This is a genomic window from Paenibacillus riograndensis SBR5 (assembly GCF_000981585.1).
In the GTDB taxonomy this organism is placed as follows: domain Bacteria; phylum Bacillota; class Bacilli; order Paenibacillales; family Paenibacillaceae; genus Paenibacillus_AQ; species Paenibacillus_AQ riograndensis.
On the sequence record NZ_LN831776.1, the window covers coordinates 4,450,878 to 4,465,773 of the forward strand.

Consider the following 14,896-nt stretch of genomic DNA (forward strand, 5'->3'; position numbering starts at 1 on the left):
AAAATACAAATTCCTTTATACATTCGGTACAAAACAGGCATTATTTCCCTGTATGAGGGAATTGGATCATCCGCAAAATAAAGACAAACCCGTAAATGTAAAGAAGGTGATATCCCATGCCGCAAGCCTTTATCAATGGATACAGCATGCATTACACAGACTGCGGACAAGGAACAACGATAATTTTCATCCATCCTCCAGTGCTGACAAGCTTGAATTTTCTATATCAGATGAAGCCATTGTCGGCGGATTTTCGGACAATTTCTTTTGACATCCGGGGTCACGGCAGCAGCAAATCTTCCAGGGAAGAGATTACCTATCCGTTAATTGTTGAGGATATCAGGCAGTTGATGGATCAGTTGAAGATCGAAAAAGCTTTTTTGTGCGGATACTCCACCGGCGGCTCGATTGTCCTTGATTTTTTGTTAACCTGTCCCGAGCGCGCATTCGGCGGAATTGTGATCAGCGGGATGTCGGAAGTAAACGACAAAAAGTTAAGAAACAAAATAGCACGAGGACGTTTCTTGTCCCGTATCGGCGCAATCGGTGCCATTGCCCTTTCCATTTCGTGGAGTCAAGCAAAAGCCAGGCTGTCCTTGTTCCGGACATTGTTTACCGGTGCTAAAAGAGCAAACGCTGAAAACGCTGAACAGTATTATCATTACAGTATGCAATATAACTGTACCGCTCAATTGGACAGGATTCATCACCCTGTCTTACTGGTTTACGGAGAAAAGGACACCCTGTTCCATCCATACGCCAAGCTGCTGCAAGAGCGGCTGCCAAAGAGTGAGCTGGTTTTTATCAAAAAAACCAAACACCAGATCCCCACAAAAGCAGCAGGTAAAGTGAACGGGTTAATCCGGCAGTTTATTCATCGTTATGAGTCTTCTTCGCCAAAAGGTTAGCCTGGTGCGAATGGAGTGCGCCTGACAAAAAGGATGCTCCCAACAGCCCAATCACGGCTCTTGAGAACATCCTCTTTAATATGCTTGCAGAACAAGCGTTAAACTATTATTTTACGACGTGAATCGGGTGGCCTTCTACCAGTTCAGCAGCTTCCATGACGATTTCGCCAAGGGTCGGGTGCGCATGGATGGTGAGTGCGATATCTTCGAGCGTAGCGCCCATTTCAATCGCCAGCCCCAGCTCAGCAATCAGGTTGGATGCTTCAATACCGACGATTTGCGCGCCGAGTACAAGGTTGTTCTCGCTGTTAGCCACAATCTTAATGAAGCCTTCCGGACTGTTCAGGGATACCGCACGGCCGTTGCCTGCGAACGGGAACTTGCCGCTCTTTACGGTGTAGCCTTTGTCCTTCGCTTCTTTCTCAGTCAGGCCTACGCTGGAGCATTCAGGATCTGTGAACACGACGGCCGGAATTACTTTGTAGTCCACAACGGATTTGTGTCCGGAGATGGCTTCTGCAGCAATTTTACCTTCGTAGGAGGCTTTGTGTGCCAGAGCCAGACCTGGAACAATATCGCCGATCGCATAAATGTTAGGGATGTTGGTACGGCCCTGATGGTCAACCTTGATCAGTCCGCGTTCGTCCAGCTCAATGCCGATCAGATCCAGACCCAGTTCTCCGTCCGTGTTCGGACGGCGGCCAACCGTTACCAGCAGGTAATCTGCAGTAACTTCTTTGGACTCCCCGCCTACGGAGTACTTCACAGTAACTTCTTTGTCGTTCTGAACCGCACTTTCAGCTTTGGCATTGGTTACGATCTCGATGCCTGTTTTTGCCATGTTTTTGGCAACCAGACGGGTCATATCCTTGTCAAAGCCTGGCAGAACGGTGTCCAGACCTTCAATGATAGTTACCTTAGTGCCGAATTTCGAGTACATTTGACCAAGCTCTGCACCGATATAACCGCCGCCGATCACGATCATGCTCTTCGGAATTTCCGGCAGCTCAAGCGCTTCGGTTGAAGACAGAATACGTCCGCCGAACGGGAAAGGCTTCAGCTCAATCGGGCGCGAACCTGTAGCGATGATGCAGTTGTTGAACTTGTAGCGCGGGGATTCATGCTCGTTGAACAAACGGGCTTCGTTTGCGCTGATGAACATGGCTTCACCACTGAACACCTCAATTTTGTTGCCTTTCATCAGGCTGGTCACGCCGGTGGTCATTCTTTTGACCACGCCGTTTTTGAACTCCTGCGTTTTCGCCCAGTCCACTTTGACGTTCTCGGCAGTAACCCCGAAAACCTCGCCGTGCTGTGCTGCTTCATACTGATGTGCTGCTGAGATCAGCGCCTTGGAAGGGATACAGCCGCGGTTCAAGCATACGCCGCCGAGTTCCGATTTGTCCACGATCAGGACCTTTTGGCCGAGCTGGGCGGCACGGATTGCCGCCACATACCCGCCGGGACCTGCACCAATAACCAATGTGTCGATTTCGATTGAAGCGTCTCCGACTACCATTTATTACACCTCCATAACTAACATATCAGGATTTGCAAGCAGGGTCTTAATGTAATTCATAAAGTTCTGTGCTGTTGCGCCATCGATGATCCGGTGGTCAAAGCTCAAGGACAGTGCCATTACAGGAGCTGCTACGATCTCGCCATTCTTAACAACCGGCTTCTCGGTGATGCGTCCGGTACCCAGGATCGCCACTTCAGGGAAGTTGATGATCGGAGTGAAGAACATGCCGCCGGCAGAACCGATGTTAGTGATCGAAATCGTGCTGCCTTTCATCTCGTTCGGTGCAAGCTTGCCGTCACGTCCGCGCAGAGCCAGATCCGTAATCGCGCTGGCGATCATCCAGATGCTCTTGCGGTCAGCGTCTTTGATTACAGGCACGATCAGGCCGTTGTCTGTATCAGTTGCGATACCGATGTTGTAGTATTTCTTGTAGACAATTTCATTGGCCGCTTCGTCAATAGTGGCATTAAGCGCAGGGAACTGACGGGAAGCTGCAACAAGTGCCTTCACGATGAACGGAAGGTAAGTGACCTTCACGCCTTTCTTCTCGGCAACTGGTTTCATGCGGGCACGGAAAGCTACCAGCTCGGTAACATCCACTTCGTCCATAATGGTAACATGAGGTGCAGTGTATGCCGATTTAACCATGGCGTTGGCAATCGCTTTGCGGATGCCTTTGAACGGAACGCGTTCTTCTTCCAGGCTAACGTTGCCGGAAGCTGCTGCTGCCGCTGGTGTCTTGGCTTTTGGAGCTTCAGCTGCAGGTGCTGCTGCTGGAGCAGAAGCCGCTGCTGCCGGATCCGCCGCCGGCGCTGCAGCGCCGCCCTTCAGGAAGGCTTCCACATCTTCATGGGTAATCTTGCCGTTTTTGCCGGTGCCGTTCACCTTGGAGATGTCAACGCTTTGATCACGGGCAAACTTGCGTACACTTGGTGTAGCCAGCACATCGCGGTTAGGCGCTGGAACTGCTGCTGGTGCTGCAGCTGCTGCCGGAGCTGCTGTCTGGGCAGCAGGAGCTTCAGCATGGCCGCCTTCCTGCTGTGGCACATCGCCTTCTGCGGCAATGATCGCTACAACTTCGCCTACACGGCAGACCTGTCCGTCCTTGGCGAATACTTCCAGCACCGTGCCGTTGACCGGGGAAGGAACTTCCACTACTGCCTTGTCATTCTGCACTTCCATGATGATATCATCATCGGTAATTTTGTCCCCTGCTTTGATATGCATCTTGATAATTTCGCCTTCATGCAGACCTTCGCCAAGCTCAGGGAACTTATATTCAAAGTTCGCCGGGCTGCTTGTAGCTGGAGAAGAAGCAGTGTCTGCTCCGCCTTTGGCTGCATCTGCTTCTTGCGTGGACTGGGCTGCAGCATGGCCGCCTTCCTGCTCAGGAATGTCGCCTTCAGCATCAATGATGGCTACAACTTCACCTACGCGGCAGACTTGGCCGTCTTTGGTGAACACTTCCAGGACTGTGCCGTTGACCGGACAAGGAACTTCCACTACTGCCTTGTCATTCTGTACTTCCATTACGATATCGTCATCGGTTACTTTGTCGCCGGCTTTGATATGCATTTTGATAATTTCGCCTTCATGCAAACCTTCGCCCAGCTCAGGGAACCGGTACTCAAATTTTGCCACCTTAATGACCTCCTAAAAGTTTATGAGCACTGCCGCCCTTACATAAGGACGGCTGCAGAAGTATTCTTAGAATTCCATTACTTTCTTCACAGCTGCGATTACACGTGCAGGGGTAGGAATCCAGGTATCCTCGATTTGCGCGAACGGATAAACGGTATCAGGACCTGCAACGCGAAGCACCGGAGCTTCGAGATGGAGAATAGCCTTTTCATTGATTTGTGCGATAACCTCAGCGGCTACACCGGAGCTCTTCTGCGCTTCCTGAACCACAATGGCGCGGTTCGTCTTCTTCACGGAAGCGACAATGGTGTCGATGTCAATCGGGCTGACCGTGCGCAGGTCGATAATTTCGGCTTTGATGCCGTCTTTCTCAAGCTGTTCGGCCGCTTTGGTAGCAGTATGTACCATCAGACCGTAAGTGATGATCGAGACGTCGGAGCCTTCGCGGACCACATTGGCTTTGCCCAGCTCAACGGTATATTCACCTTCCGGCACTTCTGCGCGGAATGCATGATAGAGGTTCAAATGCTCCATAAAGAATACAGGGTCATTGTCACGGATTGACGCGATCAGCAGTCCCTTGGCATCGTATGGATTGGAAGGAATGACTACCTTGATCCCCGGGCTTTGGGCGATTAGCCCTTCCAGGGAATCAGTGTGAAGCTCAGCCGCTTTGACGCCGCCGCCAAATGGAGTGCGGAACACTACAGGAGCATTGAATCTGCCCCCGGAACGCCAGCGCAGACGGGCTGCCTGAACGACGATTTGGTCAAGTGCCTCAAAGATAAAACCAACGAACTGGATTTCGGCAATTGGACGGAAGCCTTGAACCCCCAGACCAAAAGCCAGACCGCCGATTGCGGATTCAGCCAGCGGAGTATCAAATACGCGATCCTCGCCAAATTCTTTCTGCAGGCCTTCCGTTACACGGAATACGCCACCAACGTTACCAACGTCTTCCCCGAAGATCAGAACGCCCGGGTCACGGTTCAGTTCAACGCGCATTGCGTCACGAATTGCTTCTTTCATATTCATTTGTGCCATTGCCTGATATCCCCCTTATTCAAAATCGGCTTTTTGTTCTTCCAGATGTTTCGGAGTTACCTCAAACATGCTGTCGATCAAGCCGGGAACGGTCATTTTTTCGGTTTGCTCTGCTTTCTTGATCTGTTCGTTCACAGTAGCCTTCGCTTCTTCTCTGACACGCAGCGTGTCTTCCTCGGTCCAGAGGCCCTTCTTCTCCAAATACTTGGCAAGACGGGCAATCGGGTCCTTCTCGTTCCACTGGCCTTCTTCTTCCTTAGAACGGTATTTGCTGGCGTCATCGGACAGGGAATGCGGACGGAAACGGTAAGTTACAGCTTCAATCAGCGTAGCGCCTTCACCTTTGCGGGCGCGTTCTGCAGCTTCTTGAACAGCGGAGATAACAGCGAAAACGTCCATGCCGTCAATCTTGATGCCGGGAATACCTGCTGCAACCGCTTTGTGGGCGATCGACTTGGCAGCGGTCTGTTTCGCAAACGGTGTAGTAATGGCATAGCCATTATTTTGTACGAAGAAGATTACCGGCAGTTTGAAGCGTCCGGCAAAGTTCAGGCCTTCGTAGAAGTCGCCTTCGGAGGAACCCCCGTCACCAGTGTAGGTGATGGCAACATTCTGCTGTTTCTTCAGCTTGAAGCCCATTGCAATCCCTGTAGCGTGCAAAATCTGCGCGCCGATGATAATCTGCGGCATAAGCACATTAACACCTTCTGGAATCTGTCCGCCATGCTGATGGCCGCGTGAATATAGGAAAGCCTGGTATAATGGAAGTCCATGCCACACCAGCTGTGGAATATCACGGTAACCCGGGCAGACAAAATCTTCCTTCTGAAGCGCAAATTCACTGCCGATCATAGTGGCTTCCTGGCCGGACACCGGCGCATAGAAACCCAGGCGGCCTTGACGGCCCAGATTAACGGCCCGGTCATCCCAAGTCCGGGTAAACACCATACGATACATAAGTTCTTTCAGTTGATCGTCGGTAAGTGCAGGCATTTTATCCTTATTGATAACTTCTCCGTCGGGGGAAAGCACCGAAAGGGCCTCCACGTCCTCTGTGTACACTTCGTAAGGAACTTTAGTCATCATCTTCACCTCAATAAAAAAATTTGAATATCAGTGTCCTCTGTTATAGAATTATTATACACCTGTTTTATCTGTTTCGTCAAAGAAATACGCATAAAATTTATGTTTCCATAAATTTTGTATGTATAACAGGATTAGAAATATCCTATAACAGATAGGCATTTATTCAGCAAGTAAATGATATTTAACACATCTACTGCTTGGGTAATTTTAACGCAACCCGAAGACTAATGCAAAATCCGACAAGAAAGGTGACGATTGAGCGATGAACGAGCCTGTTTTTCTGAAACGTACAATTGTGAAACAAACTTTGTGGAGCGAGCATCTCCAGGAAGAGCGCAAACTGCGAATTTATCTTCCGCCCGGTTATAATGAGGTTCTGAGTTACCCTGTGGTCTACTGCCAGGACGGAGAAGAATTTTTCAACTTCGGCCGGATCGCAACCCTTGCCGGCCAGCTGATCCTGGAGCAGGATATTGAACCCTTCATTATAGTAGGCGTTGAAGTAAATGTAGCTGTGCGCACTCAAGAATACGCCCCCTTCGGGAACCGGTTCAAGCAGTACCTTTCATGCTTTGCCGAAGAGATTATTCCCTTCATTGAACATAATTATCCGGTCCGCCGCACACGGGAGGAACGGATTATCGCAGGGGATTCGCTTGGCGGCAGTGTCTCGCTGCATCTCGCGTTGGCCTACCCCAACCTGTTCAGCCGTGTACTGAGCCTTTCTGGCGCCTATTATCCGCAGACACGCGAAATCCTTGCACAGGAAGAAGATCTCTCCTGGCTGGATATCAACATGGTGGTTGGACTGCAGGAAACTGAATATACCACCGATACAGACGTCTACGATTTTGTGCAGATGAACCGGGATACCAGGTCGCTGCTGGAGTCACGCGGGGCAACCGTTTCTTACCGGGAGAAAGACGGCCGCCATCTCTGGGGATTCTGGCAGAAGGAGCTGCCGGAATCGCTACTCTATTTCTTAAACAAATAAAACAGCTTTGAAAGATAAAAAAAGTGAACATCCTAAGGACGTATGTATCTTTCCTGCATGTTCGCGCTTTCATAACGGATGGGCACAAGGTGCCCGTCCTTTATTTTTAAGGACGGCTTCTTATCCGCCTTGCACGACCACAAGTATTCTTCTAGAGCTTTTCCTTAATGATCCGATTCAGCAGCACATCACAGCCGGCAGAGATCAGCCGGTAGACTTCCTCGAAATTCCCGGTAAAATAAGGGTCAGGCACTTCCCTCAGCTCCTCCTCAGGCAGCAGGTCCATGAAAAACAGCAGGTCCGCGTTCCGGCCGCCGGGAATTTTGCGCACATTCTCTCCGTTGGACTGGTCCATACAGATTATATAATCAAAGTCCCTGAAATCATCACTGCTCACAAGACGCGCCTTCATATTCTCGTAGCTGATTCCCTGCTGATCAAGAATACGCCGGGTTCCCTCATGCGGCCCTTTGCCAACATGCCAGTCCCCGGTACCCGCCGAATCTACAGCGATTTGTTCTGACAATCCCAGCTTCAGGATCTTATGGCGAAGAACAGCCTCAGCCATCGGCGAGCGGCAAATATTGCCCAGACATACAAACAGCACGTTAACGATTCTTCTCACCTCCGGCAACGTTTTTTATTTTTCCTATATGTACATAATATGTACTGTGTTTATTTTAGCGCGGCGGGGCGCAATTGTACAACTTTTCGATCTGCATTATACTTGGTCTTTGGAAAACTAACTATACAGTCACCAATTAAGGAGGTTCCAATGCCAACCAAACGGGTTGTTATTTTTGCCGGGGGAGACCTGTCGGCGGAGTACTTGTCTCTATTAGATGAAGAGGATTTTGTAATCGGAGCAGACCGGGGAGCATTATTCCTGATTACGCATGGGGTTGAGCCGGATATTTCAGTGGGTGATTTCGATTCCGTCCCTCCGGAGGCTCTTCACCAAATCGAGGCGGGAAGTAAAAAAACCATCACCTGCGATCCCGTTGACAAGGATTTAACAGACAGTGAAATGGCGCTGGATCTGGCACTCGGAACCCAGCCGGAATCCATTCTGCTGTTCGGAGTGACGGGAACACGGATTGACCACACCCTCGCCAGTATTCAAATGATGACAAGAGCGCTTCAGCGCCAGGTACACTGCTCGGTGATGGATACACATAACTACATTACACTGACCGGCTCCCAAACAGAGATTCATGACTTGGGATATACCTATGTTTCCCTGCTGCCGCTGACACCCGAAGTGACTGGCATTACGCTTGAAGGCTTTCAATATCCGCTGACAGGTGCCACTCTGAAACTGGGGCAATCTCTCGGCGTGAGCAACATTCTGACGGCAGAACGAGGAACGGTCTCTATCGAAAGCGGACTGCTCCTGATTATTCAAAGCAAGGATTGATACATACATTTGAAGACAGCACTGTAACCTTTGTTTCAAAAGTGTAAAGCCGGGAATCCCCTTGCTCCACGGGGCTTTTCCGGCTTTTTTTGACTTGCAAATGCTTAAAAATATTAATATTTTGTAACTTTTAATGAGATTTTAATAAAGCGTTTCCAGTTCAGTCCCCGCCCGGCTTTAAGCCCTATGCTCCAAAATATAGGAGATTCATAACCTGCTATACTACGAACAGGCAAGAAGATAGACATTTAGATATTAATTAGGAGGAATTACAACATGAAGAAACAGCAATGGTTTAAGCAGGCAATTGTAGTAGGGATGTGCACCACGATCGGCCTGAGCACTCTGATGGCTACTGGAGCCGGCACAACACCGGTTGCTGCCGCATCCGTGTCCTCCTCTACAGGACAACAAATTGTGAATCTCGGTAAAAAATATATGGGCGTGCGTTATGAGTTCGGGGCACCTACTTCATCAACCCGTACTTTTGACTGCTCCTCATTCACCAAATATATTTTCGGCAAATACGGTGTGAACCTGCCCCGCACTTCTTCAGCACAATCCAAAGTCGGAAAATCCGTGTCCAAAGCGAATTTGAAGGTCGGCGATCTGGTATTCTTCTCCAGCGGCAGCAGAGCTAACGGTTCAAATGTAACTCACGTGGCCGTCTATATTGGAAATGGTAAAATTCTTCACACTTACGGCTCGCCGGGTGTAACCATCTCCGATCTTAACTCCGGCAACTGGAAAAGAACCTATCTGAAAGCACGCCGCGTACTGTAACAGCTCGTAAGAGACCCCTTTCAGATCTTTTACAGCGGTTCAAAAAAGCGGCCTGCATGGTTCAGAGTATAGTGTCAGCATGTGGCGCGCCTTCGGGCGCGCGCAGTACATACCCGATTCCGCGTACCGTATGAATCAATTTATTCTTATGGCCTTTGTCCACCTTTAGCCGGATATGTCTGATATAGACATCGACTACATTGGTGTCCGGATGAAAATGATAATCCCAAACCTGCTTTAGAATCTCTTCCCGGGGACAGACCTCCCCCAGATGCATTGCCAGATAATAGAGCAGGTCAAACTCTTTGGGCGTCATCTTCAGCTCGTTCCCATCCCGCTGGACCAGCCTGCGCGTAGGATCAAGGACCAGGCCATCTACCTTCAGCAGAGATGAAAGGCCGCGGCGGCGGCCTGTAAGTCTCATTAGATTATCCACTCTGCATTTGAACTCACCGGTATGTACGGGCTTTACCATATACTCATTGCCACCCGCCTCAAAAGCCGCTGCCGCCTCCTCGCCATACCTGCCATCCGAGAGCACCATTACGGTAAGCCGTTTCCCCTGTTCCCTCAGATCCGATACCAAACTCCATCCAGCCCACGCTGCAGCATGATTCAGGTCCGCAATCAGCAGTGCAGGCTCCACTCTGGACAGCAGTAAGCGAAGATCCTCGAGATCTTCGCTTATTGCCGTTTGGACGCCAAGCTCCTGCAGCGCCTGTTGCAGCTTCATTCGTTCTTCCCTTTCCCGGCTCGCTTCCAGGGTTTCACGGACATCGGCGGGCTGCCGGGGTATAAACCAAGCAATAATCTCATTCACGGTGATCCCCCGCATCCAATCAGCCTTGCAGCCATGCTGCTGCAGAATGGGCTTATTGTTCCCCTAATGCAAAAAGACCATTCCGGGGAATGGTCCCAATTGGCCTGAAACATTTTGAATGATTTATATTAGCCAAAATACCGGTGATAAAAGCTGCGGGCAGCTGCAATATCACTGGTTCCATGAATCAAGGCCCGTCCATCTCCAAAAACGACCATCCGGTAAGGCTCTTCCGTAAAAGATACTAAATACGGGTTGCTCTCGACCTTGCCGCTGCCGAGCCCTGCAAGCCTTGCAGCCGTTTCCTGCAGATTCAGCTGGCGGCGCTGCGCGGGACGGATTTGCACGGTATCCCTGCCGCACAATACATCACTGCGCTCTGTATTGGCCGCCGTCAGATACGGATAAACCGGATGGCTGCCGCAGGAAGGACAGCTGTCCTTTTTGGCGGCCTTGACGCCGATCTCCTGATGCTCATTGCGCCATACATCGAACGACAGCAGCTTGCCCCTGAGCTGCTCCGGGCGGCCCCCAAGCAGCTTGAGCGCCTCTGCAGTAGCATTCGCAGTCACCAGCTGCACAGCCTGGGGCAGGATGCCTGCTGTGTCACAGGTGTCTCCGCCAAGCGGCACAGCACCGAGCAGACAGTTCAGACATGGCGTTTCGCCCGGCAGAATCGTAAAGGTTATGCCATAACTTCCGACACAGGCTCCATATATCCAGGGTATGCCGTGCTTCTGGGCCATATCGTTAATAATCAGCCGGGTGTCAAAATTATCTGTGCCATCCATGATAAGATCCACACCCGGAAGAAGGCTCTCCAGTTCTTCGGCGCGCACATCCAGCACCCGGGCTTCAATCGTAATTTCCGAGTTGATGCTCTCCAGCCTCGCCTTGGCCGCTGCGGCCTTCGGCATGCGCTGCCGGGCGTCCTCTTCCGTATAAAGCTGCTGGCGCTGGAGATTGCTCCACTCCACATAATCGCGGTCCGCCAGGATAATGCGACCTGTGCCGCAGCGGGCCAGCGTCTCGGCAATCCCTGTCCCCAGGGCCCCCACTCCGATGATGAGCACGGTCGATTGGGCAAGCCCGGCCTGCCCTTCCGCTCCAAACGGGGTGAATCTTACCTGGCGCGAATAGCGGCCGTCCCGCCCGCGCTCCCGGGCAGCTGCAGCTTCTTCCTTTTCCATCTGGCTCATTTCAAGGCACCCCCATATATTTAAAGCCCGAGAGGAGAGGCATGGGGCCGCTCTTCTCCGGCTTCAGCCCATACTAAACGGTCTGTGCCGACCACTGCTCCACATCCCACACCTTGGTGACCCAATCTTCATAGAAATCGGGTTCGTGGGAAACCAGCAGAATCGTGCCTTTGTATGCCTGCAGCGCCCGTTTCAACTCCGCCTTGGCCACTACGTCCAAGTGGTTGGTAGGCTCATCGAACAGAATCCAGTTGCTCTCGCGCATCATCAGCTTGCAGAGGCGCACTTTGGCCTGTTCGCCCCCGCTCAGCATGCTCAGCGGACGGGTGATATGCTCGTTTTTTAGGCCGCAGCGGGCCAGATGGGCACGCACCTCATGCTGGTTCAGACTGGAGAACTCATTCCATACATCGTCGATGGGCGTGAGATTCGCAGCCTTAACCTCCTGCTGGAAGTAGGCGGCATTCAGGTAGTCGCCAAGATAGGTTTTACCGCTGTAAGCAGGGATTACACCAAGAATGGTCTTCAGCAAAGTGGATTTGCCTATCCCGTTGCAGCCGACAATGGCAATTTTCTCGCCGCGCTCAATCGTCATATTCAGCTTCGGCAGCAGCGGCCGGTCATAGCCAATCTCGAAGTCCAGGCCTTCAAACACCGTTTTGCCGCTGGCCCGGCTTTCCTTGAACGAGAAAGAAGGCTTCGCAGCTTCCTCAGGCCGGTCAATCCGCTCCATCCGGTCAAGCTGCTTTTCACGGCTCTTGGCCCGCCCTGATGTGGAGGCACGCGCTTTGTTGCGCTGGATGAAATCCTCCTGCTTTTTGATGAACTCCTGCTGTTTTTCATAAGCGTCGATATGCTGAATTTTGTTCATATCAGCCATTTCCAGGAACCGCTCATAGTTCGCTGTATAACGGGTCAGCTTGGCAAACTCCAGATGATAGACCACACCGACGACTTTATTCATAAATTCAGTATCATGGGAAATCAGGATGAAGGCATACGGATACTGCTTCAGATAGTTCGTCAGCCAGTCAAAATGCTCCACATCGAGATAGTTAGTAGGCTCATCCAGCAGCAATACATTGGGCTTCTCCAGCAGCAGCTTGGCCAGCAGGACTTTTGTGCGCTGTCCGCCGCTTAATGTCGATACATCACGGTCTAGTCCAATCGCCGACAAACCGAGGCCGTTGCCCATTTCTTCTACCTTGACATCAATCAGATAGAAATCACCGATATCCAGCTGTTCCTGGATTTCACCCATCTGCTCCAGCAGCAGCTCAAGCTCCTCAGGATCAGCCTCACCCATTTTCCCGGTAATGGCCATCATTTCATTCTCAAGCTCAAGCAGCGGCAGGAAGGCATCCTTCAGTACGTCTCGTATAGTTTTGCCGGGGGTAAGAAGCGTATGCTGATCCAGATAGCCATAGCGGACTTTCGGGGTCCATTCCACTCTGCCGCTGTCCTTAAGCAGCTTGCCGGTCAAAATATTCATCAGCGTAGACTTGCCGACGCCATTCGCTCCTACCAGTCCTACATGTTCTCCGGCCAACAGCCGGAAGGATACATTCTTGAACAGCTGCCGGTCTCCGAAGTTATGCGAAACGTCTTCTACTGTAAGTAAACTCATAAATTCTCCATAGGCTCCTGTCTATATTCTAAATGTAGCGGTAATCATTCCTACATGCACATACAATGATTCATTCTAGCACATGTAAGCGCCACCCTGAAACAGGAATATGCTTAAAAAAGCCAGACCCGGCGAAAAAACGGTTAGTTTTTCAGCTTTTTCTGAAAAAAAACACTACGCTTTGCAAACATCCGTCCCGTTGTTTGTTCCTTCAGCAGCCGTTCAAGTGTTTCAGTCAGCCTGCCCTTTTGCTGAAATGGGTCCTGCTGATACGGCAAGATATGTACCGTAATGCCACCCAAGGCGGCTCCCAGCAGACCGGCAGCGGCCTGGCCGGAGAGCGGCAGGCAGATCCTCCAGTTCGGCTGGGGCGCCAGCCCGCTGCGGGCTAGCCAATGCAGGGTGTCCTCCAGCCGCCAGTCTGCGCCGGAAGCCACGAGCAGCGGGATATCACTGGCCGCAAACTCATCAACCGCCCCCGCATAGCCGCCTGTACCTAAATCAAGAATCACATAACGGTACGATTCTCTCAGCAGGGAGCTAATATCCCCTTCAGGCGGTCGCTTATAGTAGTGGACCCCTTTCCACGCCACGGGGCTCCCGCCGGCTCCATGGGCACGGACTTCTTCTGGCCTGTCCAGCAGATTGCAGATTCGATCATATACAGCGGAAGCAGGATTATAATCCACCCAGGCGGCAGCACCGGACCGGGACAGGCAGCTGCCCGCGGCCAAAGAAGTATGGGTTGTGCCCAGACCCGGAGCCGTCCCAAGCAGGGCAACCACCGCCGGTTTCCGTTTGGGAGGGTGTGCGGCAGAAGGGCTCAGCTTATATTTGGTGCCGGATATCCGCTCAGCTTGTACTTCAATCGGCTCCAATGCAAGCAGGACAGCTTCCGCACTTGGATACCTCTCTTCAGGATGCTGCCGCAGCAAGCGCCGGATCACAGGAATCAGCGCATCCGGCAGTCCGGTTCGCCGCAGCTTATCCTCCAGTCCGGGCTGCCAGCGGCTGAATTGGCCCCCTGTTGCCATATACAGCAGCAGAGCTCCCAAACCATAGAGATCGGAGGCAGGCTCGCTTTGCCCTCCTCCATACTGCTCCGGAGCGGCAAACCCTGCTGTCCCGAGTTTTTCGGTGTCCTCATTCCCGCCTTTTCGAAGCCTGCGCGCGATGCCCAGATCAATCAGCTTCAGCTCATCGCAGCCGGTCAGCATGATATTCCCGGGCTTCATGTCGCGGTGAACAATGGGCGGATGATGTCCGTGCAAGTATTGCAGCACATTCAGCAGCTGCTTGGCATAACGAAGGATTCGGATCGCCGGCAGCGGCCCGGGGTTCGCCAGAAGATATTCGCTTAACGTGACACCCTCGATATAATCCATCACGAGATAGCAATACCCCTCCCCGTCCGGCGGGAAAAAATCAACAACTCCCGGCAGCAGCGGATGGCTCAGCGATATCAGCAGCTCGGCCTCCGCTTGGATATCCCCATAGGACCCCTCTCTATCGATACTCTCCTTCACCGCCCAGCATTTCCCCGGCAGACGCAAATCCTCCGCGAGAAAAACATGGCTCATTCCCCCTATTCCGATTTTACGGGCAATTCTGTATCTGTCCCCTAGTATCATTCCAGCCCTGAGCTTTGTTTCAAAATTCATTTTCTACTCCTCCATTCTCTGATCTGCTACAAACAAAAAAAGGGAAAGCTCCCCGTTATCCATGCAAACAGCGGCATAACCGGCTGCGCGGATAACGGGATGCTTTCCCGTCGGCAAAGATTTATATATAAAGAGTGAACTTAAGATCTTTACATTAGGGACTTCGTCGGGACTCCGGAGAATGTTTGGACTTC

General features: G+C 51.6%; 13 protein-coding genes. 4 read left to right on the plus strand and 9 right to left on the minus strand.

What is annotated here, in order from left to right; all coding sequences use genetic code 11:
* Positions 1-116 precede the first annotated feature (116 nt).
* The gene (locus PRIO_RS18750; protein WP_020431196.1) at positions 117-908 is read left to right on the plus strand and encodes an alpha/beta fold hydrolase; all 792 of its coding nucleotides are present in this window, start codon (positions 117-119) and stop codon (positions 906-908) included.
* A gap of 106 nt (positions 909-1,014) precedes the next feature.
* Here the strand turns inward: PRIO_RS18750 and lpdA are convergent, their stop codons facing one another.
* From lpdA to pdhA, 4 genes are all read right to left on the minus strand, one after another.
* Positions 1,015-2,427, minus strand: a complete 1,413-nt coding sequence (gene lpdA / locus PRIO_RS18755) for a dihydrolipoyl dehydrogenase (protein WP_020431194.1) — start codon at positions 2,425-2,427, stop codon at positions 1,015-1,017.
* A 3-nt stretch (positions 2,428-2,430) separates the two neighbouring features.
* Entirely contained in the window at positions 2,431-4,071 is a 1,641-nt protein-coding gene (locus PRIO_RS18760) for a 2-oxo acid dehydrogenase subunit E2 (RefSeq protein WP_046504087.1), read from the minus strand.
* A gap of 66 nt (positions 4,072-4,137) precedes the next feature.
* On the minus strand, positions 4,138-5,115 hold the full coding sequence (locus PRIO_RS18765; RefSeq protein WP_039836761.1) for an alpha-ketoacid dehydrogenase subunit beta: 978 nt from the start codon (positions 5,113-5,115) through the stop codon (positions 4,138-4,140).
* Between the two features lie 15 nt (positions 5,116-5,130).
* Positions 5,131-6,198 (minus strand): pyruvate dehydrogenase (acetyl-transferring) E1 component subunit alpha, encoded by a 1,068-nt coding sequence (pdhA, locus tag PRIO_RS18770; protein WP_020431186.1) that lies wholly within the window; start codon positions 6,196-6,198, stop codon positions 5,131-5,133.
* Between the two features lie 265 nt (positions 6,199-6,463).
* On the opposite strand from pdhA, the gene PRIO_RS18775 reads away from it, so the two are divergent.
* Positions 6,464-7,195 carry an alpha/beta hydrolase gene (locus PRIO_RS18775; RefSeq protein WP_020431185.1) on the plus strand — a complete coding sequence of 244 codons (732 nt, stop codon included), beginning with the start codon at positions 6,464-6,466 and terminating at the stop codon, positions 7,193-7,195.
* 151 nt (positions 7,196-7,346) lie between these two features.
* Here PRIO_RS18775 and PRIO_RS18780 read toward each other — a convergent pair whose 3' ends face one another.
* A complete protein-coding gene (locus PRIO_RS18780) occupies positions 7,347-7,811 on the minus strand; it encodes a low molecular weight protein-tyrosine-phosphatase (protein WP_046507136.1) in 465 nt (154 codons plus the stop codon).
* A 159-nt stretch (positions 7,812-7,970) separates the two neighbouring features.
* Between PRIO_RS18780 and PRIO_RS18785 the strand changes: the two genes are divergently transcribed.
* Both PRIO_RS18785 and PRIO_RS18790 read left to right on the plus strand, forming a co-directional pair.
* A complete protein-coding gene (locus PRIO_RS18785) occupies positions 7,971-8,612 on the plus strand; it encodes a thiamine diphosphokinase (protein WP_020431183.1) in 642 nt (213 codons plus the stop codon).
* 276 nt (positions 8,613-8,888) lie between these two features.
* Complete coding sequence (locus PRIO_RS18790) at positions 8,889-9,395, plus strand: C40 family peptidase (RefSeq protein ID WP_020431182.1); 507 nt, start codon at positions 8,889-8,891, stop codon at positions 9,393-9,395.
* A gap of 61 nt (positions 9,396-9,456) precedes the next feature.
* Here PRIO_RS18790 and PRIO_RS18795 read toward each other — a convergent pair whose 3' ends face one another.
* The 4 genes from PRIO_RS18795 to PRIO_RS18810 all read right to left on the minus strand — a co-directional run bounded on the left by PRIO_RS18795 (position 9,457) and on the right by PRIO_RS18810 (position 14,702).
* Positions 9,457-10,215 carry a response regulator transcription factor gene (locus PRIO_RS18795; RefSeq protein WP_020431181.1) on the minus strand — a complete coding sequence of 253 codons (759 nt, stop codon included), beginning with the start codon at positions 10,213-10,215 and terminating at the stop codon, positions 9,457-9,459.
* 128 nt (positions 10,216-10,343) lie between these two features.
* Positions 10,344-11,405 carry a ThiF family adenylyltransferase gene (locus tag PRIO_RS18800; RefSeq protein WP_039790438.1) on the minus strand — a complete coding sequence of 354 codons (1,062 nt, stop codon included), beginning with the start codon at positions 11,403-11,405 and terminating at the stop codon, positions 10,344-10,346.
* A gap of 82 nt (positions 11,406-11,487) precedes the next feature.
* Complete coding sequence (locus tag PRIO_RS18805) at positions 11,488-13,041, minus strand: ABC-F family ATP-binding cassette domain-containing protein (protein WP_046504093.1); 1,554 nt, start codon at positions 13,039-13,041, stop codon at positions 11,488-11,490.
* A 143-nt stretch (positions 13,042-13,184) separates the two neighbouring features.
* On the minus strand, positions 13,185-14,702 hold the full coding sequence (locus PRIO_RS18810) for a serine/threonine protein kinase (RefSeq protein ID WP_020431178.1): 1,518 nt from the start codon (positions 14,700-14,702) through the stop codon (positions 13,185-13,187).
* Positions 14,703-14,896 lie beyond the last annotated feature (194 nt).

Bases quoted from the DNA above. Each gene is read 5' to 3' on its own strand.
- PRIO_RS18785 (WP_020431183.1), top strand. From the start codon at position 7,971: ATGCCAACCAAACGGGTTGTTATTTTTGCCGGGGGAGACCTGTCGGCG.
- PRIO_RS18810 (WP_020431178.1), bottom strand. From the start codon at position 14,702: ATGAATTTTGAAACAAAGCTCAGGGCTGGAATGATACTAGGGGACAGA.
- PRIO_RS18805 (WP_046504093.1), bottom strand. From the start codon at position 13,041: ATGAGTTTACTTACAGTAGAAGACGTTTCGCATAACTTCGGAGACCGG.
- PRIO_RS18765 (WP_039836761.1), bottom strand. From the start codon at position 5,115: ATGGCACAAATGAATATGAAAGAAGCAATTCGTGACGCAATGCGCGTT.
- lpdA (WP_020431194.1), bottom strand. From the start codon at position 2,427: ATGGTAGTCGGAGACGCTTCAATCGAAATCGACACATTGGTTATTGGT.
- pdhA (WP_020431186.1), bottom strand. From the start codon at position 6,198: ATGACTAAAGTTCCTTACGAAGTGTACACAGAGGACGTGGAGGCCCTT.
- PRIO_RS18790 (WP_020431182.1), top strand. From the start codon at position 8,889: ATGAAGAAACAGCAATGGTTTAAGCAGGCAATTGTAGTAGGGATGTGC.
- PRIO_RS18800 (WP_039790438.1), bottom strand. From the start codon at position 11,405: ATGGAAAAGGAAGAAGCTGCAGCTGCCCGGGAGCGCGGGCGGGACGGC.
- PRIO_RS18775 (WP_020431185.1), top strand. From the start codon at position 6,464: ATGAACGAGCCTGTTTTTCTGAAACGTACAATTGTGAAACAAACTTTG.
- PRIO_RS18750 (WP_020431196.1), top strand. From the start codon at position 117: ATGCCGCAAGCCTTTATCAATGGATACAGCATGCATTACACAGACTGC.